We start from the raw sequence: 24,985 nt of genomic DNA on the forward strand, positions 1-24,985 counted from the left end.
AAGGCGCCTTCGGGCGCCATTTTTTTGGAGAACAGATCTTGAAGATTCTCGTAACGGGCACCGCCGGATTTATCGGCTCGCACCTCGCTCATCGGCTGCTGGATCGCGGTGATGAAGTCATTGGTGTGGACAACGTTAACGACTATTACGATGTAAACCTTAAAGAGGCGCGGCTAGCAAGGCTGCTGGATAAGCCGGGCTTCACCGAAGTGCGGGAAGACGTCGCCAACCGTGAGGCGATGGAAACCTTATTTCAGAAGCATAAGCCAGAGCGCGTGGTGCATTTGGCAGCACAAGCCGGTGTGCGTTATTCCCTGGAAAATCCCCACGCCTATATCGATGCCAATCTGGTGGGCTTTACGAACATTCTGGAAGGCTGTCGCCATAATGATGTGAAGCATCTGGTGTATGCCTCCAGCAGTTCGGTTTACGGTGCGAACGAAACCATGCCGTTCTCGGTACATGATAATGTGGACCATCCGCTGAGCCTGTATGCAGCGTCCAAGAAGGCTAACGAGCTGATGGCTCATACCTACAGCCACTTGTACAACATGCCGACCACCGGTTTGCGGTTCTTCACCGTGTATGGCCCATGGGGCCGCCCGGATATGGCGCTGTTTATTTTCACCAAGAAGATATTGGCGGGTGAGCCGATTGATGTGTTCAATCACGGCCAGCATCGCCGCGATTTCACCTATATTGATGACATCGTGGAAGGTGTGATCCGCACGCTGGATCATGTGGCGGAACCGAACCTGGAGTGGTCAGGCGCGCAGCCAGATCCGGGCACCAGCAAGGCCCCGTACCGCATCTACAATATTGGTAGCAATAACCCGGTGGAGTTGTCCCGGTTTATTGAGATTATCGAGGAGCGTGTGGGTAAGAAGGCTCAGAAGAACCTGCTGCCGTTGCAGCCGGGTGACGTGCCGGCCACCTACGCCAATGTTGATGATTTGATCAATGATGTGGACTACAAGCCTGCTACAGCGGTCGAAGAGGGCATTGCCAACTTCGTGGATTGGTATCGGGATTTCTACAAGGTCTGACCAAAGGCTTGCCTGCGCTTTAGCAGTGGGCAATCGAAAGCCAGATGCACGGCTTCAAGCCGTAATCCCGCTGCATCTGGCTTGCCATATAGTTTGTCCCCGATAATCGGGTGACCGATGCCAGCTAGGTGCCGTCGAATCTGGTGTTTTCTGCCTGTTTCGATGACCACTTTCACCACCGTAGTGTCCGCCTCGTCATCGAAGCTCAAAGTGGTTACCCGGCTTACCGACGCTTTCCCGTCCAACTTCGCATCTACCACCAAATCCTCAGCTTCTAAACGCCCCGCCACTGTCGCGCGATAAATCTTGGTAACAGTGCGGCCGGAGAACAGCTGTGAAAGGGCGCCTGCGGCTTTTCCGTCATGGGCAATCAGCATCAAGCCAGCCGCGTCACCATCAAGGCGATGAACAAGAAAGCAGGGTTTATTCAGCTCAACTTCCGCAAGGCGCAGCAGACTGCAATGATCGCCCCACTGGGAGCCCTGAGAAAGCAGTCCGTGAGGTTTGAACCATACGCTGTAGCTGCGAAAGGCTTGCACCAGTTTCGGGGGCTCCGGCGTTTTTGAAAGCACCTGATCGTCATAGAAAAGCTCGATGCGAGTACCAGGCTTCAGCTCCCGTTTAGCCTTTCGAAGCCGAACTTTCTTGCCTTTTTGTGTCCACCAACAGGCCCCTTTGGCCATCGCGTCTTTGATCCGCTGTTTGGGCAGGTCCGATGCCTGCGCCAGCGCATCCACGGCAGTTACGGTGGAATCAACGGTGATATCGAGCTGTGTGCGCATCTGGTGTCCTGAGTGGGCGGTTGTCGGAGCAATGGTACGAAGCTACTGGGCAGGGGACAAGTGATTTTGCCCGAGGGTCGGGAGTTAACCATTCAAAGGGTAGGGTGTACACTAGACTGAAACGCCAAGAAGGAAATTGAAGATGCCACTCATAGGTTGGCTGTTTATTCTAGCTGCGATCGCCATGGTGGTTGGCAGTCTGTTGTTGCTCAGAGACAGCGCCAACATGAAAATTCCTGAAGATAAACTTGAAAAGATCCGTGCGCGCAAAGCCCAGCTCGACAAGGAAGAGCAGGAGCAAGATAAGAGGGGAGGTTAAGATTCAGAACCCTGCCATTAACACGTAGTCCTGAGCTAAATAGAAGGCCCAGTAATAGTAGAAATATGGGTCAAAGTATTTGGAATCAAGTAACTCTGGGTGATCAGAAAGCACTGCCAAGATCATGATTCCAAAGGCACAGGCACACTTTTTTCCATTTCGCATGCTTAACTCCTTCTAAGCGCCACCCCTCCGTGATTCATAATTGTATTTTTTAAAGACATGTCATTTGGGAGGGGAGTTATTAAGAATAGTCAAGCTTTACTCGTTTGGCATTTATTTTTTGGCCTGGTTTGATGCATTTGGTTGAATTTGTGACATTCAACACGGCTGGGCGAAAGAGAGCGTGGAGGGGGATGGGTGCCGAAGCGCGGCGAATTTGTGGCTCATTGCAGTCAACCGGCGCCGCGAAGATGCTGCGCCGGTTGTTTAACGACAAGCCACCGGAGCTGTTTATCCGGCGTTCACCTCGGCATACAGTTCTTTCTTGGAGAGCTTGCCGACGGGGGTTTTGGGCAGTTCCGTCCGAATCTCCATGCCGTGGATCATCTCGTGTTTTCCGAGGCGGGAGCGCAGGAAGGCCTGCATCTCTTCCAAGGTGGGCTCAGGCTCGCCCGGCACCAGTGTGATGTAGGCGCGGGGGCTCTGCCCTCGATACTCATCAGGTGCACCGATCACAGAGACCTCCGATACGGCTGGATGCTCGTGGATGGCTTCCTCTATATTGCGCGGATAAACGTTGTAGCCGCTACAAATGATCATGTCCTTGGTTCGATCGACGATGAAAAGGAAACCATTTTCGTCCAGGTAAGCAATATCGCCTGTCCGGTAAAAGCCTTCCGACGTGGTGGATTCTTTGGTCGCATCCTCTCGCTTCCAGTAGCCGCTCATCATGTTCGGACCTCTGCAGCACAGCTCTCCACGTTCACCCGCGGGCAATTCTTCTTCTCCATCCAGAGAAAGAATGCGAATGTCGACGCCCGGCACTGCAATACCGCAGGAGCCGGGTGGTGGTGTTAAGCCCTCGGGGGTGAAGGTGCCTATGGATGCGGTTTCCGTCATGCCCCAGCCTTCTTTAATGGTGCAGCCTGATTTCTCTTTAAAATGTTGCTGAAGCTGAACTGGCAGCGGAGCGCCGCCGGAGTTGCACAGTTTCAATGAATCCAGGCGGTAGTTGTGCAACTCCGGATATGCGAGCAAGGCAGAAAACATGGTTGGTACGGCGGCAAAGATGGTGATCTGCTCGTTATGGATTGCTTCCAAAGCCTGTTTGGGGTCAAAGCGAATTTGCAGATAGAGAGTTGCGCCGTTGCTTATTCCTGCCAGCGTATTGACCACAATCGAGTAAATATGAAACGGGGGCAGCACTGAGAGCAATCGCTCTTCGCCGGGAACCAAGGTGGTAACCGAACCTGATTTTAACTGGTCTGTAGCGCTCGACAGGGTGCGGTGGGTCAGCATGGCGCCCTTGGGTGCACCGGTTGTGCCGCCGGTATACTGGAGTGCCGCCAGGCTATCCGGAGCTATCGATTCCGGGTAAAAGGCGTAGTCGCCATCATTGTTCAGGAGGTCTGTAAAGCGCGTGGTGCCCTCGGCGGGAACACTTGCTCGCCCGCCTGCGGCCGTGAGCGCGTTGTGGCATTCCTCACCGGCGCTGGCGAAATCTTCCAGAGATCCGACAATCAGGCCCTTCAGCCGGCTGTTCCCGATAAAACGGGTCATTTGAGGCAGTAAGGCCTGCAGGTCGACAGTAATCATAAGATCTGTCTCGCTGTCGGCGATTTTGTGTTCCAGGATACGTTCTGCATCTAATGGGGAGTAGTTAACTACGACTCCGCCGGCTCGCATAATTGCCAGAAAGCTGATAACACAATGTGGCGTGTTAGGTAGATACAATCCCACATGAACTCCCGGCTTTACGCCGAGCTTCTGAAGCCCTTTAGCAGCACGGGAGACCATATTATCCAATTCAGCGTAACTGAACTGGTGCCCCATAAAGTCTACCGCGATGCGGTCAGGCCATTGTTCAGCCGCGTTGGACAGCATCTCGTGAACGGCATGTCCCGAAAGCTCGGGGTGATGCGGAACACCCTGAGGATAACTGCGGAACCATGGGCCGTCGGTAGGGATTTGGGAGTACAACATCTTTCCAACCTCGTATTTGTTTTTGTTGGGCGTTCATGAAAAAAACCAGTATCGCTGGCTTGTTTTGCGAGCTATAACATATCTATACTATGGCGCATGATGCAACAAAAACAAATAGTGATGCACTCCGAGACGACCCCACTCTCCCGCGCCCTGGCTGGCGAGACTTCCTCGTGTGCAGTCACGCCACTGGATGCCTTCGAGGTTGGGCGCCAACGTTGGTTGAGCGGCGAGCGGATCAACATGGGGGCAATAGCTAAAGAGCTCGGGATTAACCGCGCAACGCTTTTTCGCTGGGTTGGAAGCCGTGATCTTTTTGTCGGCGAGATTATCTGGTCGTTCTACCGTCAGTTGTTTGATGTCACTTATGAGAGCACGGTGGGGTGTGGTCCGGATTATATTGTTTCGGTGTGCGAGCGGCTGCTCAGGAAGGTGATGAAAAGTGAGCCGTTGCAGCAGTTTGTTCAGCAGGATCCTCAGTATGCCCTCCGGATACTTACGTCAAAGTTCAGCCTGTTCCAGACCCGATCTGTCGATGCGGTGCGGGAATTGATTGCTGAACAGGTTCGAAACACTGACTGGGTGCCGCCAATCGATGAAGACGATCTTGCATTCCTGATCGTGCGGCTCGGAGAGTCATTTCTATATGGCGATGTAATCAGTGGGCATAAAACGGAAATAACACAGATAGCAACAGCGTTCAGACTGTTGACGGCCAGTCGCGACTGCGCCGAAAGGCATGCGAGTTCTTAAACAATTATAAACAGAGCCCAGAGGCTCATCATAATAAGGAGAAGTCCATCTTGGATACAACAACTATACCCGCGGAAATGAACGACCTCAGGATGTCCGAGAAGTCCCGACCTTTGCTCGAGGCCGTCAAACAGCATATCCGCGACAATGTCGATCCGATCCTGGAAGAGTTCAAGCGCTTGGGCGAGGGCAGAGCTGAGCGCTTCAGCTACGCGCCGGGCCAGCTTGAGTTGCTCGATGGCGCCAAGCAAAAAGCTAAAGAAGCAGGTTTGTGGAATTTCTTCCTGCCGAACGCCGAAACTGGTGAGGGTCTTTCCAACCTGGATTATGCCTACCTGGCAGTAGAGCTCGGTAAGAACCCGTTGGCGTCAGAGACGCTCAACTGCTCCGCACCGGACACCGGTAACATGGAAGTGCTGGAGCGGGTCGGTACCCCCGAGCAAAAAGAGCAATGGCTCAAGCCACTGTTGCAGGGTGAGATCCGATCATGTTTCGGAATGACTGAACCCCACGTGGCATCTTCAGATGCGCGCAACATTGCCACCAGTGCGGTGCTGGATGGTGACGAGTGGGTTATCAACGGTGAGAAGTATTATATCTCCGGTGCCGGCGACCCGCGCTGTAAGATCATGATCTGTATGGTAAAGACCAGCCCTGACGCTGAACCTTTCCGCCAGCAGTCACAAATTCTGGTCCCGATGGATGCTCCGGGGCTGACGGTTGTCGGTCCTATGCACGTTTTCGGTCATGATGACGCGCCTCATGGGCATATGCATATCAAACTCGAGAATGTGCGAGTGCCGAAAGACAATATCCTGTGGGGCGAAGGTCGTGGATTTGAAATATCCCAGCTCCGTCTTGGGCCAGGGCGGATCCACCACTGCATGCGCTCTATTGGTGCCGCTGAAAAGGCTCTGGACCTGTTGATTGAACGTGGTCAGAGCAGGGAAGCCTTCGGACGCTCTCTGTTAGATCTTGGCAAGAATATGGAAACGGTTTCCCGTGCCAGAATCGAAATCGAAGCGATGCGTATGATGGTCCTCAAGGCTGCCAAAGCGATGGACGTTCTCGGAAATAAGGAAGCCCGGGTATGGGTTTCCATGGTGAAAGCCATGGTTCCTGAGAAGTGCTGTCAGATTATTGATCAGGCTATCCAGATACATGGTGCCACCGGTATCAGCCAGTGGTCAGCATTGCCTGACATGTACACCGGCCAACGTACACTCAGGTTGGCGGATGGGCCGGATGAGGTGCATCACAATGTGGTAGCGCGGGCAGAAGTAAAAGCCTTTAACCAGGATCCTTACCGCAGCGGTAAGTAATCTCTGATGCGCAGGCCCCGGTTCTCAGGACCGGGGCGGGGGGTGCTGCAGTACCGGCGCCCCGACTCTAGTGAGGGAGAAAAATTTAGTGACTGATAAGCGTCCGAACCTGGCGATCATGGTCACCTGCGGGCTGTTAACCAGCCTTGTTGTCATCGCATTTGCCCGTATGGCCTATGGCGTTATATTGCCGTCGATGCGAGCCGATCTGGGGCTGACCTACCAGCAGGCAGGCGTTTTGGGCACGGTTACGGCCCTTGGCTATGTGGTATGTGTGTTGGCCGGAGGGGTTGCTGCGGCAAGGTTTGGAGCCCGTTTAACCATTACGTTTGGGCTAATCACGGTGGCACTGGGTTTTGCCGGGCTGACGCTGGCTTCTCAGTATTGGTTGCTGCTGGCCTTGATGGGCTTGCTTGGCCTTGGTACTGCCTTCAGCTTTGCGCCTATGGTCTCCCTGCTGGCTATCTGGTATCCCGAAAAACGAGGGTTTGTGATCGGCCTTATGTCCAGCGGTGTCGGCTTGGGCATGCTGCTGGTCGGCGGCTTGGTTCCCTTGTTGACACACCTTTTTGGCGAAAATGGCTGGCGGGTCAGCTGGGGAGTTTTTGGTGCAATCGCGGTGTTGGTTGCGGTGTTGGTTATCCTCTTTGCCAAGGACCCGCCCCGTCTGACAGCTGACTCTCCAAATTCATCGCCTGCCACCGACAAGTGGCTAATTTATCGGAATCCACGCGTTATAACCGTTGCGACCGTTTACGGTATTATCGGCATGACCTATATTGTTCAGGCCATCTTCATGATCAGTTTTATGATCGAGGAGGGGCATAATGAGGCAACGGCCGGGGCATTCATGGCGATGACGGGGTTGCTTTCCATTGCCGCAGGGCCACTGTGGGGATGGCTCTCGGATCAGTGGGGGCGGAGTAATGCACTTACAACGGCCATGGTATTGGTTACAGTGGCCATGGCTCTGCCTTTGGCGAATCAGTCTATTATCAGTTTCTTTCTGTACTTTCTGGTGATGGGGGTTTCAGTAAACGGCATGTTTGCGCTCATCCAGGCCACGGCAACCGACCAGGTTGCGCCCCGATACATTCCTATTGCGTTCAGTTTCGTTACTCTGTTCTTTGCCTCCGGTCAGCTGTTGGGGCCGGCGGTGGCCGGCTGGATTATCGAATCCAACGGTGGTTTCCTGGGTGCTTTTGGTTTCAACTTTGTGGTGTTGCTTGCAGGGGCCTATCTGACCCTGAAAATCCGTCGGTTCCCGGCTGGGTATGCGGTTGGCGATACCACCGCGCCCACAGCCCCGGGGCTTGTTGATGCCGTTGATGCGGTCGGCGCTCACAGGTAAGTCTGCCAGAATACCCACCGTAGGAAGCTTGCCGGGGTTCACCGGGGCACCTTAAGAATAGCGAGTCGTGTTCATTGCATCGTTTGGCAATGATTGGCTCGCTATTTTTTTGGCCAAAAAAACCGAGAGGTCAGCTTTGCTTGAGGGCATAAAAAAGCCCGGATCGCCAAAATGGGTCCGGGCTGACTGTTAACGTGGGGGGTCAGTTAGCAAAGGGGTTACTCAGCAAACAGACGATCCGCCATCCACGGGGATGTTCTGACCTGTGATATGTCGGCCGGCTTCACTAGCCAGTAGGGCTATCAGACCTTTTATGTCTTCTTCGCCGCCAAACCGGTTCAGGGGGATACGCTCAAGCATTTTCTCGCCCATGGAGTCCAGTAGACCGTTAGCCATTTTAGAGGGGAAGAACCCCGGGCAGATGCTGTTTACGTTGATATTGTACTTTCCCCATTCCGATGCCAGTGCCCGGGTAAAGTTCACATTGGCACCTTTGGACGTGTTGTAAGCAATTGTGTTCATGCCTTCCGGATTGCCTGACAGACCAGCGATGGAGGCAGTGGTGATGACCTTGCCCGACTTGCGGGGGATCATGCAGCGCTTGCCCACTTCGCGAGTAAGGAAGAAGGTGGCGTCCACATTCAGGTTCATGACCTTTTCCCAAGCTTCATCGGGATAATCTTCCATAGCGGAGCCCCATGTCGCGCCCGCATTATTAACAAGAATATCGATGGTGCCGAAGCGTTCGATGACCTGATCTACGAAGCCGGGTATGTCCTCGCGATTAGACATGTCGGCTGCGATCGTCATTACCTCGATGTCTTGCGCTTCCAGGTGCTTCTGTGCGTCATCCAGTTCGTGCTGCTTACGGGCGCTGATAACCAGTTTCGCGCCCAGCTCGCCCAGGGCTTCGGCCATCTGCAGGCCCAGGCCGCGTGATCCACCGGTAATTACGGCAACTTTGCCGGTTAGGTCGAAAAGCTGTTTTAAGCTCATTTTCGGGGCTCCTTTAATTGTTGTGATGTGCCCAGCCGAGATCGGCCGGGCAATGGCAGGTGGTTTTTAGGCAGTCTTGGCCAGAAGTGCGTCGCTGACCTTGCCGAGGTGGTAGTCGGCGTCGCCGAACATCAGGTTAATCATCGTGAGACGTTTAAAGATGTGCGAAACCCACATTTCGTCGGTGACGCCCATCCCGCCATGAAGCTGGACACCAGACTGAGCGACTTCGCGGGCACCCTGGTTGATCAGTAGCTTGGCTTGTGAAATGGACTCGCGGCGGACTTCACGGTCGTCAGAATCCGCGTTGTCTGCTGCCAGAATGGCCATTGAGCGGCCTTGCTGGGCCTGAATGAACATATCCGCCATGCTGTGCTGCAGCACCTGGAACCTTGAAATAGGCGTGCCAAACTGTTTACGGGTTTGGGTGTATTCTAGGGTTGATTCTGTCATGGCATCCATTGCGCCCACAGCTTCTGCGCAGAGAGCGGCAATGCCCTGGTCAATGGCTTTTTCCAACGCGGGGAAGCCCAGGTCAGCTTTGCCGATGACAGCATCAGCGGTTACCTTCACATCTTTCAGAGTTATTTCTGCGGTACGGAAACCATCGTGACTAGCGAAGTCGGTGATGTTGACTCCGCTGGCATCAGTATCTACCAGGAACAGAGTAACGCCATCTTCGCTCCGAGTGTCGCCGCTGGTGCGGGCGGACACAATCAGCTGGCTGGCCTGGCCACCGTGGATAACGGCAGTTTTGGTGCCGTTGAGTACGTAGCCGCTACCGTCATTCTTGGCTTGGGTATTGATGTGGGCCAGATTGTAACGGGCGCCGTGCTCGTAGGTTGCCAGGGCCATAAGCTTCTCGCCGCTGGCAATGGCTGGCAAGATGGCTTGCTTCTGGGCGTCGGAGCCGGCATCACGCACCAGCCCCCCCGCCAGTACTACGGTGGCCAGATACGGTTCAGTCACCAGAGCGCGGCCAAAGGACTCCATAACCAGCATGGTGTCGATGCCACTGCCACCCAGCCCGTCGTATTCTTCGGGGAAAGTGAAGGCCAACAGTCCCATTTCAGCCAGTGCCTGCCAGATACCTGCATCGGTACCCTGACCGGATTCTATAATCTCGCGGCGTTTCTCAAATGTATACTCGTTCGTCAGGAAGCGGCGCAGCGAGTCCTGCAGCATTTGCTGTTCTTCTGTCAGTTCAAAGTTCATGACCCGCTCCTTATAATCCCAGCACTAGTTTGGAAATGATGTTGCGCTGAATCTCATTGGATCCGCCGAAGATAGAGAGTTTGCGCATGTTGAAGTAGTCACCTGCTGAAGGCACAGCGTTCATGCCGCCGACCGTAGGACCTGTATAGTCGGGTTCCAAGGCATCCGGAATGTGGGCGAGGGCGTTTTGGCCGGTGGCTTCCATGGCCAGTTCAAACAAACGCTGGCCGATCTCCGTACCGCGGATCTTGAGAATGGAGGCTTCCGGGCCAGGGCCTGAGCTGTTGGTCAACACCCGCAGCACGGTTAACTCAAGAGCGCGTAGTTCCGCATCCAGCTGGGCCAGCCGGTCGCGGAAACGGGGGTTCTCGATGATGGCATGGCCGTCATCCTGTTCTTCCCGGGCGATTTCCTTCAGGCGGCGCATCATGGCTTTCCACTGGCCGACGTTCGCCAAGCCAGTACGCTCATGGCCTAGCAGATACTTGGCGTAGGTCCAGCCTTTGTCCTCTTCGCCTATCCGATTTTCGACCGGTACTTTGACGTTATCGAAGAATACGTCGTTAATCTCGTGCTCACCGTCCAGCATGATGATGGGCTTCACGTCGATGCCCGGGGTCTTCATGTCGATCAGCAGGAAAGAAATGCCTTCCTGGGCCTTCACTTCCTTGTTGGTTCGAACCAGACAGAAAATCCAGTCGCCGTATTGTCCCAATGTGGTCCAGGTTTTCTGGCCATTGACAATATAGTGGTCTCCGTCCCGCTCTGCGGTTGTGCGCAGAGATGCGAGGTCAGAGCCGGCGCCTGGCTCAGAGTAGCCCTGTGACCACCAGACAGAGCCATCGAGGATGCCGGGCAGGTGGGTATCTTTTTGTTCCTGATTGCCGAACTGCATGATGACCGGAGCCACCATGCGCAGACCAAAGTCCAGCTGGCGCGGCGCGCCAGCAAGAGCGCACTCTTCTTCGAAGATCAGCTGTTCCACTTCACTCCAGCCGGTTCCTCCGAACTCTTTTGGCCAGTTGCTGCCACCCCAGCCTTGCTTATGTAAGATCTTTTGCCAGCGGACAATCATGTCCTTGGTTAAGCGCAGCCGCTTCTGAGTCCGCTCGCGAATGTCATCTGGCAGGTGGTCATGCAGGAACTGGTGGACTTCCTGACGGAAGGCCTCCTGTTCAGGGGTGTAATTCAGATCCATAGCTGTATCTCTTTGTTGTTTATTGTGGCCGAGCTCCCGACAGGCTTTAAGGAGCCCGGCCCTCTGTATCAGGCAGGTATGATCAGGCTACTTCAAACAGGCCTGCAGCCCCCATCCCGGTACCAACGCACATGGTCACGACCACGTATTTAACTCCGCGGCGCTTGCCTTCAATGAGCGCGTGTCCTACCAGGCGGGAACCTGTCGTGCCATAGGGGTGACCGACTGCGATGGCACCACCGTTGACGTTCAGGCGGTCCATGGGAATGCCGAGTTCACGCTGACAGTACAAGACCTGAACGGCGAAGGCTTCGTTGAGCTCCCACAGGCCGATGTCGTCGACAGTCAGTCCAGCGCGCTTGAGCAGTTTGGGTACAGCGTAAACCGGGCCAATGCCCATTTCATCCGGCTCACAGCCGGCTACGGCAAAGCCGCGGAAAATGCCCAGAGGCTGAAGTCCGCGTTGCTCAGCCAGTTTGCCGTCCATCAGAACACAGGCAGAGGCGCCGTCCGAGAACTGGCTGGCGTTACCCGCTGTGACAACACCACCTTCCATGGCTGATCTGATCTTGCTGACGCCTGCCAGGTTAGTGCCCGAGCGGATGCCTTCATCCTGGGAGATGGTCACTTCCTTGCTTATCAACTGGCCGGTGGCCTTGTCCGCAACACCGGCAGTGGTGGTGATGGGCACGATTTCATCATCGAATTTGCCGTCTGCGCGGGCCTTTTCTGCGAGGGTCTGGCTGCGCACGCCGTATTCATCCATGTCTTCTTTCTTGATCTCGTAGCGCTGGGCTACGGTTTCTGCTGTTTGCAGCATCGACCAATACAGCTCTGGCTTGTTCTGCATGAGCCAGGGCTCGGCAACGTAGTTTTGGTTAACGGTAGCCTGGACAGTGGAGATGGATTCGACACCGCCGGCAACCATTACCGGTACTTTGTCCACGGCAATGTGGTGAGCTGCCATCGCGATAGCCTGAAGACCAGACGAGCAGAACCGGTTAATAGTGGCGCCGGCGACAGATACCGGCAGTCCGGCACGAATAGCACCCATGCGGGCAACATCGTTACCGGTAGAACCTTCCGGAAGGGCGCAGCCCATCAGGACATCTTCAATTTCGGCCGGGTCTACGCCTGAGCGCTCAACTGCGTGTTGAATTGCGTGGCCTGCCAAGGTGGCGCCGTGGGTCATGTTCAGGCCGCCGCGCCAGGATTTGGCCAAAGGCGTACGGGCAGTGGATACAATGACTACATCACTCATGATTTTTCTCCTGTGTGCCGGGACCCGCGAGGGCCACGGCGATCAACTTGTGGTTTCCGGTTTTGTTCGCCTTACTGGTCAAAGCCCTTGCCTTCCTGTGCACACTTAAGCAGCAGAGAGGCAGGTTCCCAGAAGCCGGGTTGGGCGTGGGGATTCTCGGCGAAGGGTTCCATGTTGCGGACCACGTTGCTCAGGCCAACCTGCTCTGCATAGTGCATGGGACCACCGCGGAATACCGGGAAGCCATAGCCGGTCAGGTACACCATGTCGATGTCGGAAGCACGCTGGGCAATGCCTTCTTCCAGTATGCGGGCACCTTCATTCACCAGGGCATAGACGCAACGCTCAACGATTTCCTGGTTGCTGATTTTGCGAGGGGTGATGCCCATTTCGGCGCGGCACTCATCCACCACCTTATCCACTTCGGGGTCGTTAATCGCCTTGCGATTGCCCGGCTCGTAACGATAGAAACCGGCACCGGTTTTCTGTCCATAACGGCCCATTTCGCACAGGCGGTCGGCGATCAGGTTCTTTTTCGTATTCGGGTTTTCCGCGTACAGGCGCTTGCGGATAGCCCAGCCGATATCACCGCCAGCCAAGTCGGCCATGCGTAGAGGTCCCATGGCGAAGCCAAACTTCTCTATGGCCTTGTCGATCTGCTGCACACTGGCACCTTCCTCCAGCATGGTCAGGGCCTCGCGCGAGTACTGGTTGATCATGCGGTTGCCGATAAAGCCATCGCATACACCGGAGACCACAGCCGTCTTGCGGATGGTCTTGGCCAGTTTCATTGCCGTCGCCAGTACGTCCTTGGCCGTCTTGTCGCCACGTATCACTTCCAGCAGTTTCATGATGTTGGCCGGGCTGAAGAAGTGAAGGCCGATTACATCTTCTGGACGTTTAGTGAAACTGGCAATCTTGTCTACATCCAGGGTTGAGGTGTTGGAAGCCAGAATGGCGCCAGGCTTGCAGACCTCGTCGAGTTTGGTGAAAACCTGTTCTTTGACCCCCATTTCCTCGAAGACGGCCTCAATGACCAAGTCGACGTCTTTCAGGTCGTCATAGGTCAGGGAAGGGGTCAGAAGGTCCATTCTCGCCTTGGCTTTCTCTTCGGTCATCCGGCCTTTCTTGACCTGGCCTTCGTAGACTTTGCGAATGGCTTCGACGCCACGATCCAAGCCTTCCTGCTTCATCTCGACGATGGTCACCGGAAGGCCGGCGTTCAGAAAGTTGATCGAAATACCGGTACCCATAGTGCCGGCACCAATAACACCTACTTTGTTGATCTCACGGGTGGGAGTATCGGCGGGCACATCGGAAATCTTGCTGGTTTTGCGCTCGGCGAAGAAAGCGTGGCGCAGGGCAGAAGACTCCGGGGTTTGCAACAGATGCGTGATACCTTCGCGTTCAACTTTCATGCCTTCATCGAAGGATTTGGTGGCTGCGGCCTCGACGGCTTCCAGGCACTTAAGCGGCGCCGGGTAATTTTTGGACATGGCGCCAATTGTGTTGCGCGCGAACATGAAGAAACCTTCGGGATTAGGGTGCTTCACTTTCAGGTCACGCACCTTCTTCAGAGGCATCTTCTCGGCAACCACTTTGCGGGCGAAGGCGAGGGCGCCTTCCATCAGATCGCCTTCGATGATTTCGTCCAGCATTGGGGTGCCTTCAAACTTTTTGGCTGGAACAACAGCGCCGGAGACGATCATGTTGAGGGCCTGTTCGACACCGATAACTCGCGGCAGGCGCTGAGTTCCGCCGGCACCTGGCAGGATGCCCAGCTTCACTTCTGGCAGGGCCATGGTGGCATCCGGCTTGGATACCCGGTAGTGACAGCCAAGAGCCAGTTCCAGCCCACCGCCCATGCAGTTGCCACTGATAGCGGCAATAACCGGCTTTTTGGAGGTTTCAACATAATGGATAGCCGTCGTGAGAATCGGCTCCTGCATCACTTTCGGGGTGCCGAACTCGGTAATATCAGCGCCACCCGAGAAGGCCCGGTCAGAGCCGGTGATAATGATGGCGCCGATGTCGCTGTCCTGCTCGGCCTTTTTGATGCCGTCAATAATGCCCTGGCGTAGTTCAAGACTCAGACCATTAACCGGTGGGTTATCTAGTCGGATAATGGCCACGTTGCCATTGGTGTCATAGTGTGTGGTGCTCATGCTAGCTCCTTGTTATTAATAGTGGCACGGTGTGCCGGATCAGCTTTTTTGGGATGCTTAATGGATCTCGAGGAAGTCGTTCATGTGCCCGGCAACATCCTCGGGCTGTTCCTCTTGCAGGAAGTGCCCCGCATCGACTTGCTCTACCCGGATATCATCGAAGCATTCTTCGATGTGATTCAGATATTCAGGAATGATTACCCTGTCTTTATTGCCGTAGATATACAGCGTGGGAATAGTCCAGTGGTGTCCTGAAAGGGTTGCCCAGCGCTTGGCGTCGTCAACAAAAGTGCGGTAGTAGTTAGCGCCGGTGCTTGGTGTTCCGGCGATGCGGTACATGCGAGTGTATTCGGCCACGGAATCCGCAGGAATCGGTTTGACGACACCATGCACAAAATGATTAATCCATGTTTCCTCGTTTCCGGGAATCATGGCTTCGGCCAGTCCCGGAGCCTGCTGGAAGTGCTGGTACCAGTAGGCCTTGCCGCTACCGGAGCGGACCTTGTCGATCACCTCCATATTGCCCTTGAGGTTGTTGATGATCGCAATGTTCATGATCACCATCTTCTGAACGCGATCAGGAATCGCCAAGGCGACTTCCTGAGCCACAATGCCGCCCCAGTCGTGGCCTACCAACTGGAACTCCTTGATGCCCAGTTCATCCAGCATACTGATGACATCGGCGGCCATTGCCTGCTTCAGATAGTGTTGCGGACCTTCGGTTCGTTCGCTATCGCCCAGTCCCCGCAAATCCGGTGCAATGACTCGTAAGCCATGCTTCAGGTGCTGGCCGGTGTGCTCCCAGCAGTAGGAGCTTTCCGGCCAGCCATGAATCATTACCAGGGGAGCGCCATCAGGGTCTCCACCTTCCCGCCAAGTAAAAGTGCCGCGTTGCGTGGACAAGGTTTTGGGCTTGCTGAGAAACATGCATCGGTCCTTTTTTTATTGGTTTTAACTTAATTAGGTTGCAAAACGAAACCTAATCCTAATCAGCTATGTGGTGGCTTGTCTAGTGTTTTAGAGCGGGCCTTATAATGAAAAGGCTTTATGGTGACGACTGATAGCCCGTCGCTCACTAATCCAGCAATAACCCGCATCCCAGATCCAACCTGATTTACTAGCCTGCTATCCAGTCTATGGATTAAGCGAAATTGATGTTTCCTGATGAGGTGTTGTTGTTTTCTTACACAATGCCATTACGGATTTGCGATAGCAATTGTGAGCTTGTTGTTCTGTCTAGCGAAATATGCGTTCGAATATGTTGACCCGTGACTGGGGTGCATGGCAAATTAAAGGTCATGCTTTATCTTTATAGATGAGCCATCACTATAATTTATGAGGTTTATCGGGTGTGCCGAAACCTGTTCTGAATCGGCGCTGAAAATTGGCTGTCTCTACAACCACAAAAACGAAGCAGAATTTAAGGAGAACAAAAATGAAGCGTTTCATAGAACAAGTTGCCATCGTTACCGGGGCCGGAAGTGGTATTGGTCGTGCAACCGCTCTTAGGCTTGCCCACGAGGGTGCCAAGGTGGTTCTTGCGGACTGGTCAGAGGACGGTCTTCAGGAGACTGTTTCACAGCTCCCCGAGGGAACAGCCTATATTGAGCGCAAGCTGGATGTCTCGGATGAGGATGCAGTCAAAGCTTTGGTGTCTGAAACCAAAGAGCAGTTTGGGCAAATTGATATTCTGATTAATAACGCAGGTATCTCTGGCGGCAGTTACCCACCGGTGACCGAAAATGAGCGGGCTGACTGGGAGAATATTCTGGGCGTCAACCTGATCGGTGCCATGCTGATGATTAAACACGTGGCCCCCCATATGCAGGAGCGCAGGCAAGGAGCAGTCGTTAACACGGCGTCAGTGGCGGGTATTCGTTCAGGTGCTGGCGGCAATCCTTACAGCGCGTCTAAAGCGGGAGTAATTAATCTGACCCAGACCGCAGCCTGTGATCTGGGTGGATTCAATATTCGGGTTAATGCTGTTTGCCCCGGGCTGGTTGAAACCGGCATGACCAAGTTCGTCTTTGATTATGCCCGCGCCAACGACAAAGAGCACAAGTTGGGCGGCCGCTGTGAGTTGCGTCGTTATGGCAAGCCCGAAGAACTGGCTGCGGCTATTTGTTTTCTGGCTTCAGCTGATGCCAGTTATATCACTGGCCAGGCACTGCCCGTAGACGGTGGCAATACTGCCTCCCTCAATATGCCTGGTATGAAGGTGTAGCGCGCCGAGAAGCGCATGACTTTCCCGGAATCGCAAGGGCAGTATTCAGGCTGGAAGTAAACCGGGTGGGCGCGCCTTTTTGGCCTGCTCCTGTATGAAATAGCTAATCAAGAAAGAGGCACGATGATGTCTTACGAACCTTCAGAAAAAGTAAAGAAACTGCAGAAAGAAGTCTCCGAATTCATGGATGCCTATGTTTATCCGAATGAGGCGAAATACCATGAGCAGATTGAAAACTCTGATAACCGCTGGGCTCCGACTCCGATCATGGAAGAGCTCAAGAGCAAAGCCAAGAGTGCCGGTTTATGGAATTTATTCTTACCTGAAAGCGAGCGTGGCGCCGGTTTGACGAATCTGGAGTACGCCTACCTGTGCGAAATTATGGGTCGGTCCCATATGGCACCGGAAGTCTTCAACTGTTCCGCGCCCGACACGGGCAATATGGAAACTATCGAACGCTATGGTAGCGAAGAGCAGAAGGAACAGTGGCTCAAACCTTTGCTCGAAGGTGAGATCCGCTCCTGCTTTTCTATGACCGAACCGGATGTAGCGTCCTCTGATGCCACCAACATCGCCTGTGAAATACGTCGTGACGGCGACGAGTATGTCATCAACGGGAAGAAATGGTGGTCTTCTGGTGCCATGACAACCACCAGCAAAATTGCCATCGTTATGGGCAAGACGGATCCTGATGCTGAGCGACACAAACAGCAGTCCATGATTCTTGTGCCGTTGGACACCCCGGGCGTTGAAATTGTGCGTGCGCTGCACGTGTTCGGCTATGACCATGCACCCCATGGCCATGCGGAAATTCACTACAACAATGTTCGCGTGCCTGCATCCAATATTCTTCTCGGTGAAGGTCGGGGCTTTGAAATTGCGCAAGGCCGCCTTGGGCCAGGGCGTATTCACCACTGCATGCGCACCATCGGTGTAGCCGAGCGCGCGCTGGACCTTATGTGCGAACGTGCCAATAGTCGTGAAGCGTTTGGCCGGCCGTTAGCGGAATTCGACTCCATTCGCAAAGACATTGCGCGCTCCCGTCTGGAGATTGAGCAGGCACGCCTGTTGACTCTCAAGGCAGCGCATATGATGGATACCGTCGGAAATAAGGTGGCCCGTCAGGAAATTGCAATGATCAAGGTGGTCGCACCCAACATGGCCCAGACGATCCTGGATCGTGCTATTCAGGTGCATGGGGGCGCCGGTGTCAGTCAAGATACGTTCCTGGCTGCCGCTTGGGCTGGCGTGCGCACGCTCCGTCTTGCAGATGGCCCGGATGAAGTCCACCTGGATGCGGTCGCCAAGCTAGAGCTGAAGAGATACCCGTGTACCCATTAAGTCCTTAAGCATCGGACACGCTGAGATGTGACAGCCCCACCGCTCACGCCATTACCGGGTGAATGAGCGGTGGACTCCGATGCATTCGTAACGGCCTGAAATTACAAAACCAAGATAAAAGGTTCGATATGTCGAAAAATCAGAAATTTACACTCGTAAAACGCCCAGTAGGAATGCCCGATGATACTCACCTTAAGCTGGAGGAAAGCGATATTCCAGCCGTAGGCGATGGCCAGGTGCTTTTGCTGACCCGTTACCTGTCTCTGGACCCTTATATGCGTGGTCGGATGAACGACGGTGCCTCCTACGCTTCGCCTGTCGGGCTTGGAGAGGTCATGACCGGCGAGGCGGTTAGTGAAGTACTTGAGAGCCGTCATCCCGACCTGTCTCCTGGCGATATGGTTGTTGGCCGTACTGGTTGGCAAACACACTCTGTCGTGCACGCCGATGAACTGTTTCGAATTGATCCGGAGCTGGCACCTCCCAGTGCGTGGCTCGGTGTAATGGGTATGACCGGGTTTACGGCCTATGTCGGACTGCTCGAGTTTGGTAAGCCAAAAGCCGGTGAGACGGTGGTTGTCTCTGCCGCTTCTGGAGCGGTTGGCCAGATTGTAGGTCAGATCGCGAAAATGGAAGGGTGCAGGGTAGTGGGCGTGGCCGGTGCGGATGACAAATGCCAGCACGTTGTTGAGCATTATGGCTTTGATGCTTGCGTCAACTACAAGGACGATGACTTTAAGGCTCAGCTTGCGAAGGCTTGTCCCGATGGTATCGATGTGTATTTTGAAAACGTTGGCGGCAAGGTATTTGAGGCGGTCATGAAGTTGGTGAACACGTTCGCCCGGATTCCCGTATGCGGCCGAATTGCACACTATAATCAGACCGAATTGCCCGAAGGGCCGGACCGGATGATCCCGTTTATGGGGCAGATTCTGGTCAAGCGTTTGATGTTCCGCGGCTTTATCCAGTCAGATCATAATGAACTGCTTCCCCAGTTCCGGCGCGATATGAGCCAGTGGTTGAAAGAGGGGAAAGTGAGATACCAGGAAGATGTGGTTGAGGGTTTCGAAAATACTGCGACGGCCTTTCAGGGGCTGTTACAGGGGCGGAACCGCGGCAAACTGGTCATCAAGGTGTCTTGAGCGCCTGAACCCTATCGTTACCGGCAGTAGAAAGGTTACCCACCCATGGCAGGTTGACTGCCATGGGTGGGTAACACGATTTATACACCAATCGGGCCTTCCTGACCCGGTTGACGCTGGTCAGAGCCAGTCACTCTTCATATCCAGGTTGCTGCGGTCGCCGGCACTGAGTAAACGAGCGTAGCCTTTCAGTGGTGCCAGTTCCCAGTTCATGAAGTATCTGGCGGCGTGGACTTTGCCCTTATAGAATGCTTCGTCGGGGCCGGAAGCTCCTGCCGCCAGTGCTCTTTCCGCAACAAGAGCCTGTTTCAGCCATATCCAGCCAACCAGAACTTTGCCGAACATATCCAGGTACATGGTGGCGTTGGAAAGACCGTGGTCGGGATCGGCGGACAGCTGTTGCTGCAGCTCTGACGTCACCGATTGCAAAGTATTCAGGGCCTCTTTCAGTTGGCCGGCAAGCTGCTCGCAAGTATCCATAGCTGTAGCCTTGTCGAGCGTGCTCTGAATACGGCGAAGAAATTCGGCGTAACCGTCACCGCCTTTGGGGCCCAGTTTCCGGCCCAGCAGGTCAAGGCCCTGGATGCCCTCTGTACCTTCATGAATCGGGTTCAAGCGGTTGTCACGGTAGAGTTGTTCCAGCAAGTATTCTCGGGTGTAGCCGGCGCCACCGAGCACCTGGATACCCAGCTCGGAGGCCATAAGGCCGTACTTTGACGGCCAGGTTTTGACCATGGGGGTAATCAAGTCCAGCAGCTCTGCGGCCGCTTTACGCTCGTTTTCCTCCGGTGCGGTGTTGGTATCTTCTACCAGTGTACTGGCGTACAAACAAAGGGCCATGCTGCCTTCAGCATAAGCCTTTTGCATCAGCAGCATACGGCGAACGTCCGCGTGTTCAACAATCCTGACTTGAGGTGTGTCGGGGTTTTTGTTGCTGGCATGCCGGCCCTGAGGGCGGTCACGAGCATAGTCCAGAGCCTCCAGGTAGCTCTGGTAACCCAAGGTGGCTGCGCCCAGTCCAACGCCGATACGCGCCTCATTCATCATCTGGAACATGTAGCCCAAGCCTTTATTCGGCTCGCCTACCAAGTAGCCGACAGCGCCGTCTTTCTCGCCAAAGTTGAGAACGGTAGAGGTGGTGTTGCGGTACCCCATTTTGTGAAGTAGTCCGGCAAGGGTGACATCATTGCGCTCTGAACGGGAGCCATCATCATTCACATGGAATTTGGGTACCAGGAACAGTGAAATGCCGCGTACACCTGAGGGTGCACCTTCCATACGAGCCAGAACCATATGAATAATGTTGTCCGTCAGCTCATGGTCGCCTCCGGAAATGTACATTTTGTTGCCGAACAGGCGATAGCTGCCATCACTTGCGGGTTTCGCGAGTGTGCGCAGATCGCCCAGAGCTGAACCCTGATCTGGTTCGGTTAATGCCATGGTGCCGCTGTAACGGCCATCAAGCATGGGCGGTAAATATTGTTGCTTCAGCTCGTCGTTGCCGAAGCTTTTCAGCAGGTTGGCGGCGCCAATCGTAAGAAAGGAGTAAGCGGTGCTAGATACGTTGGCAGCGTTGAAATACGCCATGCTCGCCCTTAACACCACTTCGGGCAATTGTGAGCCGCCTTCATCGAAATTATGGTGTGATGCTAGGAAACCTGCACTCGCAAAGGCATCCCAGGCCGGTTTGGTTTCAGGGATCAGGGTAACGGTCTGGCCATCAAACGTCGGTTCGTTCGCATCGCCTTTCTGGTTGTGGGGCGCAAAATATTCGGCCGCAATGCTGTGCGCGGTACTGAGAGTCGCATCAAATATTGCGCGGTCGTGCTCACGGTAGCGGGGGCGTTGAAGCAGGGATTCAGTATCGAATACTTCGTATAGCTGAAATTCAATATCGCGATCATTAAGTAGCTTTGCCATATTCAGTTTCCGGATCAGAATGCCCGCAGCGTTGTGCTACGGGCATTCGAACTCCTAGACCTCCAGCCATTCTTTACGGATTTCAGGGTGGTCCTGCAATTCTTCAGGTGTGCCTTCGAAAACAATATCACCGTCGCCCATGATGTAGACCCGATCGGCAACATCCAGAGCGATGGAGAGTTTCTGCTCTACCAGAAGCACTGCCAGGCCGTTTGCCGCCATTTGTTTGAGAATGGCGGCGACATCATCCACGACCTTCGGAGCCAGACCCTCGGTGGGCTCATCCACCAGCATGCACTGAGGGTCTCCCATCAAGGCACGGAATGTACTCAGCATCTGCTGCTCGCCTCCGGACAACACCTCTGCCGGTGTGTGCTCACGTTCCTTCAAGCGGGGAAACCACTCGTAAACCTTATCCAGAGTCCACTTGTCGCCAGTCTGCCCCTTTTTTTTCATGCCCAGTTCAAGGTTCTGCAGAACAGACAGCCCGGGGAAAATGGCGCGATCTTCAGGTACATAACCAATGCCGGCATGAGCAATTTCGTGAGGCTGCAAGCCCGTAAGAGTTTTGTCGCCAAATTGCACATGGCCAACGGGTGGGACGAGCCCCATGATTGCTTTGCAAAGGGTGGTGCGGCCACCCCCGTTGCGACCGAGCAGGCTGACAATTTCGCCGCGCTCAACGTGCATGTTTACGCCACGGAGTACATGGCTTTTGCCGTAGTAGGCGTGTAAATCCTGGATCTTTAGCATTAGTGGACCTCCGTACCGAGATAGGCTTCCTGAACAGCCGCGTTATTGCGTATTTCCTCTGGGGTACCGGTGGCAATGATTTCACCGTATACCAGTACGGATATGCGGTCCGCCAACTCAAAGACCACGCTCAGGTCATGCTCTACGACCATGAGCGTGTTTTCGCCGGTCATTCGCTGGATTAGCTGAACAACATCATTAGCTTCGGTACGGCTCATGCCAGCGGTGGGCTCATCCAGCAATATAACCTTGGCGCCGGAGGCAACCGTGCAGCCTATCTCCAGAGAGCGCTGCTGGGCATAGGTAAGAAGAGATACCTGGGTTGTGAGCTGCTCGGTAAGGTTCAGACGCGTGGCAAGTTCGTAGGCTCGCTCAGTCACGTTGTCCTGGCCGATGACACTTTTCCAGAAGGCGTATTTATGGCCTTCGGACCACAACAGGGAGCAGCGCAAGTTTTCCATGACGGTCATGTTCTGAAACAGGTTTGTCACCTGGAAACTGCGGCTCAGGCCCATGCGGTTGACCTTGTGAGCGGGCAAGTTGTGAATGTTATTGTCAAAGAGCTTTATGGAGCCGTCAGAAACCTTCAGACGTCCACTGATCAGGTTGAACATGGTTGATTTACCAGCCCCGTTAGGGCCGATAATGACATGTCGTTCATTCTCACGGACTTCAAGATTCAGGCCACGGATGATTTCAGCACGCCCGAATTTTTTCTTAACACCTTTGAGTTCCAGTGCGTTGCGGTTTGTCATGCCTTGCCTCCGTCAGAGTTGGCGCTAACGTGGCGCTTTAATAGTGGGTTTCCATGGAGGCACATCAGCCCGAAACCAATGATGGTGATAGCAAATGAGACCAGCCAGGGCGTCAGGTGAGTGGCATTAGTATCGAAGCCCATCAGAACAAAGGGAGCACTGGGGTCCCAGCTGCGGAAGTAGTGGTAAGACAGCTCGATCACACAGATCAGGCCAAAAATGCCCACCAGTCCTGACAAAAGAAGATACAGCCGGATACCTGTATTGCCTTTCCAGCCACCGGCCTTCCAGTTGAGGTACTGGGTGTGGATGATCCCAACGAGACCCATTGGCGCAAACATCACGATGGCGATAAAGAGCAGCCCAAAATAGAGCACCCAGGCTTCGGTGTGAGCTGACAGGGAGCTTTCTAGGAACGACACAAGCGACGCGCCGACAACAGGCCCGATAAAGTAGCCAATGCCACCGATGAAAGTGCCCAGCAGTACGGCGCCTGACTGGAGTCGTCCGAGTACTTCATCATTGACAATTTCATTGCTGATCACGAAAAGGCCGCCCGCCAGACCCGCAAAACAGGCTGACAATACAAACTGGATGTATCGAACAATGGTCGGGTTATAGCCCACAAACTGGGCTCGTTCAGGGTTATCCCGAACAGCGTTGGCCATCCAGCCCAGCGGTGTTTTTTTCAGGAGGTACATCAGGATGGCCGCAATCAGTGTCCAGGCCACCACCAGAAAATACACATTTCTACTCGGAGCGTAATCCACACCAAACAAAGAGGGCGCCTCATCGCGGTAGCCGAAGAGTCCGGCCTCACCGCCAAAAAAGTCGGTGAACATCAGTGAACTGGAGTGCATCAGTTCACCAAGCCCTAGTGTGATCATGGCAAAAACGACCCCCGCACGGCGCACGGAGAAGCTGCCAAAGATTATTCCAAAGCCTAGACCGGCGGCGGCGCCGACCAAAGGGAGCAGTTCGATCGGTAATCCTTGGCCGCCCGCATCGTTGATGGCGCGTAGCAAGTGCATGGCGACAAAGGCGCCGAGGCCGAAATAGACGGCATGTCCGAATGACAGCAGACCGGTGTTGCCCAATAACATGTTGTAGGACAGTGCGAAGATGATCGCGATGCCCATGTGACAGAGCAAATTAATGGTGTGGCCAGAGTCAAAGACAAACGGCAGAACGATAGCTATTAGCGGTATGACCAGCCAAGGCCATAGCTTCAGCAGGTTGATACGTCCTGCTGCTGAAGTGTTCGTAGCCATATACGAATTTTCCTGAGAGTTTGTTGTAGTTGTTGTCATGCTTCACGCTTCCCAAAAATGCCACGTGGCCTGAATATCAGGGTGAGTACTAGCAGCAGGAATGGAAGCACGGGTGCGATGCGAGTTGCTTCCATATGCCAGAGGACGCCAAAGAATCCGGAGTTTTCAATGTTAAATGTGCCGATGGTTTCAGCCAGAGAGAAGTTTATCGACAGGAAGAAGGTCTGGAGTATGCCGATAATCAGTGACGCCACCAGCGCGCCGGGAACGGAACCCAGCCCTCCCAGGACCACGACAACAAACACAATGGGGCCCATCATGAACGCCATGCCGGGGTCGGTGACAAACTGGATGCCACCCACAACGCCACCGAGTCCGGCCAGTGCACAGCCGAAGGCGAAGACAAGCGTGAAAACCAGGGGTACGTTGTGACCTAGGGCACCAACCATGTCCGGTCTGGACAGGGCAGCCTGTATGACTTGCCCGGCGCGGGTTTTCATCAATAGTAGCCACAGTCCGACAAACATAGCGACGGCTACAAGCAGGATGAACACCTTGAACCAGGAATAATCCAGGTCAAACATGGTAAAGGCGGTGGTGTTCATGACAGCCGGAGCCTTATAGGGGATCGGGACGGTGCCCCAGAAGAGCGCGACCAGCTCTTCAATTACGTAGGCCAGGCCGAAGGTGAAAAGCAGCTCTGGTACGTGGCCGTATTGGTGTACACGGCGCAGACCATAGCGCTCAACCAGGGCGCCCATGGCCCCGACGGCAATCGGAGCAAGAATCAGGGCGAGCCAGAAACCTGTCGTTAAGCCAAGGGTATAGGCGAAGTAAGCGCCGAGCATGTAGAAGCTGGCATGGGCAAAGTTCAGCACACCCATCATCCCGAAAATCAGGGTGAGGCCGCTGGACATCATGAACAGCAATGTGCCGTAGAGTACGCCATTAAAAATGGAGTAAGCGATGGTTTCGAGCATGGTAAAACGAACTCCTGTATGTTTTTTGTTGTGCTTCAGTCGAATT

21 protein-coding genes are annotated in these 24,985 nt (G+C 54.4%); 8 read left to right on the forward strand and 13 right to left on the reverse strand.

Annotation, left to right across the window (positions count from 1 at the left end; translation table 11 throughout):
- Nucleotides 1-38 precede the first annotated feature (38 nt).
- Entirely contained in the window at nucleotides 39-1,046 is a 1,008-nt protein-coding gene (locus VOI14_RS04010; RefSeq protein WP_323750737.1) for an NAD-dependent epimerase, read from the forward strand.
- Here VOI14_RS04010 and VOI14_RS04015 read toward each other — a convergent pair.
- Nucleotides 1,034-1,828 (reverse strand): RluA family pseudouridine synthase, encoded by a 795-nt coding sequence (locus tag VOI14_RS04015; protein WP_323750738.1) that lies wholly within the window; start codon nucleotides 1,826-1,828, stop codon nucleotides 1,034-1,036. The genes VOI14_RS04010 and VOI14_RS04015 overlap by 13 nt on opposite strands.
- Nucleotides 1,829-1,970: 142 nt before the next feature.
- On the opposite strand from VOI14_RS04015, the gene VOI14_RS04020 reads away from it, so the two are divergent.
- Nucleotides 1,971-2,147 (forward strand): DUF2897 family protein, encoded by a 177-nt coding sequence (locus VOI14_RS04020; RefSeq protein ID WP_323750739.1) that lies wholly within the window; start codon nucleotides 1,971-1,973, stop codon nucleotides 2,145-2,147.
- Nucleotides 2,148-2,600: 453 nt separating this feature from the next.
- On the opposite strand, the gene VOI14_RS04025 is transcribed toward VOI14_RS04020, so the two are convergent.
- Nucleotides 2,601-4,292, reverse strand: coding sequence for a long-chain fatty acid--CoA ligase (locus tag VOI14_RS04025; protein ID WP_323750740.1), 1,692 nt, complete (start codon nucleotides 4,290-4,292; stop codon nucleotides 2,601-2,603).
- A gap of 96 nt (nucleotides 4,293-4,388) precedes the next feature.
- Here VOI14_RS04025 and VOI14_RS04030 point away from each other — a divergent pair, with 96 nt between their 5' ends.
- The 3 genes from VOI14_RS04030 (at nucleotide 4,389) to VOI14_RS04040 (ending at nucleotide 7,718) form a co-directional block, all read left to right on the forward strand.
- On the forward strand, nucleotides 4,389-5,045 hold the full coding sequence (locus VOI14_RS04030) for a QsdR family transcriptional regulator (RefSeq protein ID WP_323750741.1): 657 nt from the start codon (nucleotides 4,389-4,391) through the stop codon (nucleotides 5,043-5,045).
- Between the two features lie 77 nt (nucleotides 5,046-5,122).
- Nucleotides 5,123-6,367, forward strand: a complete 1,245-nt coding sequence (locus VOI14_RS04035; RefSeq protein ID WP_416361387.1) for an acyl-CoA dehydrogenase family protein — start codon at nucleotides 5,123-5,125, stop codon at nucleotides 6,365-6,367.
- 88 nt (nucleotides 6,368-6,455) lie between these two features.
- Nucleotides 6,456-7,718: an MFS transporter gene (locus VOI14_RS04040; protein ID WP_323750743.1), complete on the forward strand. Its 1,263-nt coding sequence runs from the start codon at nucleotides 6,456-6,458 to the stop codon at nucleotides 7,716-7,718.
- 222 nt (nucleotides 7,719-7,940) lie between these two features.
- On the opposite strand, the gene VOI14_RS04045 is transcribed toward VOI14_RS04040, so the two are convergent.
- The 6 genes from VOI14_RS04045 to VOI14_RS04070 all read right to left on the reverse strand — a co-directional run bounded on the left by VOI14_RS04045 (nucleotide 7,941) and on the right by VOI14_RS04070 (nucleotide 15,480).
- Nucleotides 7,941-8,714 carry an SDR family oxidoreductase gene (locus VOI14_RS04045; RefSeq protein WP_323750744.1) on the reverse strand — a complete coding sequence of 258 codons (774 nt, stop codon included), beginning with the start codon at nucleotides 8,712-8,714 and terminating at the stop codon, nucleotides 7,941-7,943.
- A 66-nt stretch (nucleotides 8,715-8,780) separates the two neighbouring features.
- Entirely contained in the window at nucleotides 8,781-9,929 is a 1,149-nt protein-coding gene (locus tag VOI14_RS04050; protein WP_323750745.1) for an acyl-CoA dehydrogenase, read from the reverse strand.
- A gap of 10 nt (nucleotides 9,930-9,939) precedes the next feature.
- Nucleotides 9,940-11,127 carry an acyl-CoA dehydrogenase family protein gene (locus VOI14_RS04055; RefSeq protein ID WP_323750746.1) on the reverse strand — a complete coding sequence of 396 codons (1,188 nt, stop codon included), beginning with the start codon at nucleotides 11,125-11,127 and terminating at the stop codon, nucleotides 9,940-9,942.
- 82 nt (nucleotides 11,128-11,209) lie between these two features.
- Complete coding sequence (locus tag VOI14_RS04060; RefSeq protein ID WP_323750747.1) at nucleotides 11,210-12,388, reverse strand: acetyl-CoA C-acyltransferase; 1,179 nt, start codon at nucleotides 12,386-12,388, stop codon at nucleotides 11,210-11,212.
- Nucleotides 12,389-12,459: 71 nt separating this feature from the next.
- Nucleotides 12,460-14,553 (reverse strand): 3-hydroxyacyl-CoA dehydrogenase NAD-binding domain-containing protein, encoded by a 2,094-nt coding sequence (locus VOI14_RS04065; RefSeq protein WP_323750748.1) that lies wholly within the window; start codon nucleotides 14,551-14,553, stop codon nucleotides 12,460-12,462.
- 57 nt (nucleotides 14,554-14,610) lie between these two features.
- Nucleotides 14,611-15,480: an alpha/beta hydrolase gene (locus VOI14_RS04070; RefSeq protein WP_323750749.1), complete on the reverse strand. Its 870-nt coding sequence runs from the start codon at nucleotides 15,478-15,480 to the stop codon at nucleotides 14,611-14,613.
- A gap of 508 nt (nucleotides 15,481-15,988) precedes the next feature.
- Between VOI14_RS04070 and VOI14_RS04075 the strand changes: the two genes are divergently transcribed.
- The 3 genes from VOI14_RS04075 (at nucleotide 15,989) to VOI14_RS04085 (ending at nucleotide 19,260) form a co-directional block, all read left to right on the forward strand.
- Complete coding sequence (locus VOI14_RS04075) at nucleotides 15,989-16,777, forward strand: SDR family oxidoreductase (RefSeq protein ID WP_323750750.1); 789 nt, start codon at nucleotides 15,989-15,991, stop codon at nucleotides 16,775-16,777.
- A 126-nt stretch (nucleotides 16,778-16,903) separates the two neighbouring features.
- A complete protein-coding gene (locus VOI14_RS04080) occupies nucleotides 16,904-18,118 on the forward strand; it encodes an acyl-CoA dehydrogenase (RefSeq protein ID WP_323750857.1) in 1,215 nt (404 codons plus the stop codon).
- Nucleotides 18,119-18,246: 128 nt separating this feature from the next.
- The gene (locus VOI14_RS04085) at nucleotides 18,247-19,260 is read left to right on the forward strand and encodes an NADP-dependent oxidoreductase (protein WP_323750751.1); all 1,014 of its coding nucleotides are present in this window, start codon (nucleotides 18,247-18,249) and stop codon (nucleotides 19,258-19,260) included.
- Nucleotides 19,261-19,380: 120 nt separating this feature from the next.
- Here VOI14_RS04085 and VOI14_RS04090 read toward each other — a convergent pair whose 3' ends face one another.
- Genes VOI14_RS04090 through VOI14_RS04110 form a run of 5 tightly spaced genes read right to left on the reverse strand, consistent with a single transcriptional unit; the run spans nucleotide 19,381 to nucleotide 24,939 of the window.
- On the reverse strand, nucleotides 19,381-21,180 hold the full coding sequence (locus VOI14_RS04090; protein WP_323750752.1) for an acyl-CoA dehydrogenase: 1,800 nt from the start codon (nucleotides 21,178-21,180) through the stop codon (nucleotides 19,381-19,383).
- Between the two features lie 54 nt (nucleotides 21,181-21,234).
- On the reverse strand, nucleotides 21,235-21,933 hold the full coding sequence (locus VOI14_RS04095) for an ABC transporter ATP-binding protein (RefSeq protein ID WP_323750753.1): 699 nt from the start codon (nucleotides 21,931-21,933) through the stop codon (nucleotides 21,235-21,237).
- Nucleotides 21,933-22,688: an ABC transporter ATP-binding protein gene (locus VOI14_RS04100; RefSeq protein ID WP_323750754.1), complete on the reverse strand. Its 756-nt coding sequence runs from the start codon at nucleotides 22,686-22,688 to the stop codon at nucleotides 21,933-21,935. The genes VOI14_RS04095 and VOI14_RS04100 overlap by 1 nt, the downstream gene beginning before the upstream one ends.
- Nucleotides 22,685-23,959, reverse strand: coding sequence for a branched-chain amino acid ABC transporter permease (locus VOI14_RS04105; protein WP_323750755.1), 1,275 nt, complete (start codon nucleotides 23,957-23,959; stop codon nucleotides 22,685-22,687). The genes VOI14_RS04100 and VOI14_RS04105 overlap by 4 nt, the downstream gene beginning before the upstream one ends.
- A gap of 35 nt (nucleotides 23,960-23,994) precedes the next feature.
- Nucleotides 23,995-24,939, reverse strand: coding sequence for a branched-chain amino acid ABC transporter permease (locus VOI14_RS04110; RefSeq protein ID WP_323750756.1), 945 nt, complete (start codon nucleotides 24,937-24,939; stop codon nucleotides 23,995-23,997).
- Nucleotides 24,940-24,985: the final 46 nt, after the last annotated feature.

Origin of the sequence: Marinobacter sp. (genome assembly GCF_034669625.1) — a bacterium.
Classification (GTDB): Bacteria; Pseudomonadota; Gammaproteobacteria; order Pseudomonadales; family Oleiphilaceae; genus Marinobacter.

Coding starts and splice junctions, on each gene's coding strand:
- VOI14_RS04105 (WP_323750755.1), bottom strand. CDS start 23,959: ATGGCTACGAACACTTCAGCAGCAGGACGTATCAACCTGCTGAAGCTA.
- VOI14_RS04045 (WP_323750744.1), bottom strand. CDS start 8,714: ATGAGCTTAAAACAGCTTTTCGACCTAACCGGCAAAGTTGCCGTAATT.
- VOI14_RS04065 (WP_323750748.1), bottom strand. CDS start 14,553: ATGAGCACCACACACTATGACACCAATGGCAACGTGGCCATTATCCGA.
- VOI14_RS04030 (WP_323750741.1), top strand. CDS start 4,389: ATGATGCAACAAAAACAAATAGTGATGCACTCCGAGACGACCCCACTC.
- VOI14_RS04085 (WP_323750751.1), top strand. CDS start 18,247: ATGTCGAAAAATCAGAAATTTACACTCGTAAAACGCCCAGTAGGAATG.
- VOI14_RS04050 (WP_323750745.1), bottom strand. CDS start 9,929: ATGAACTTTGAACTGACAGAAGAACAGCAAATGCTGCAGGACTCGCTG.
- VOI14_RS04070 (WP_323750749.1), bottom strand. CDS start 15,480: ATGTTTCTCAGCAAGCCCAAAACCTTGTCCACGCAACGCGGCACTTTT.
- VOI14_RS04080 (WP_323750857.1), top strand. CDS start 16,904: ATGTCTTACGAACCTTCAGAAAAAGTAAAGAAACTGCAGAAAGAAGTC.
- VOI14_RS04090 (WP_323750752.1), bottom strand. CDS start 21,180: ATGGCAAAGCTACTTAATGATCGCGATATTGAATTTCAGCTATACGAA.
- VOI14_RS04015 (WP_323750738.1), bottom strand. CDS start 1,828: ATGCGCACACAGCTCGATATCACCGTTGATTCCACCGTAACTGCCGTG.
- VOI14_RS04035 (WP_416361387.1), top strand. CDS start 5,123: ATGAACGACCTCAGGATGTCCGAGAAGTCCCGACCTTTGCTCGAGGCC.
- VOI14_RS04055 (WP_323750746.1), bottom strand. CDS start 11,127: ATGGATCTGAATTACACCCCTGAACAGGAGGCCTTCCGTCAGGAAGTC.
- VOI14_RS04060 (WP_323750747.1), bottom strand. CDS start 12,388: ATGAGTGATGTAGTCATTGTATCCACTGCCCGTACGCCTTTGGCCAAA.
- VOI14_RS04075 (WP_323750750.1), top strand. CDS start 15,989: ATGAAGCGTTTCATAGAACAAGTTGCCATCGTTACCGGGGCCGGAAGT.
- VOI14_RS04095 (WP_323750753.1), bottom strand. CDS start 21,933: ATGCTAAAGATCCAGGATTTACACGCCTACTACGGCAAAAGCCATGTA.
- VOI14_RS04100 (WP_323750754.1), bottom strand. CDS start 22,688: ATGACAAACCGCAACGCACTGGAACTCAAAGGTGTTAAGAAAAAATTC.
- VOI14_RS04110 (WP_323750756.1), bottom strand. CDS start 24,939: ATGCTCGAAACCATCGCTTACTCCATTTTTAATGGCGTACTCTACGGC.
- VOI14_RS04025 (WP_323750740.1), bottom strand. CDS start 4,292: ATGTTGTACTCCCAAATCCCTACCGACGGCCCATGGTTCCGCAGTTAT.
- VOI14_RS04020 (WP_323750739.1), top strand. CDS start 1,971: ATGCCACTCATAGGTTGGCTGTTTATTCTAGCTGCGATCGCCATGGTG.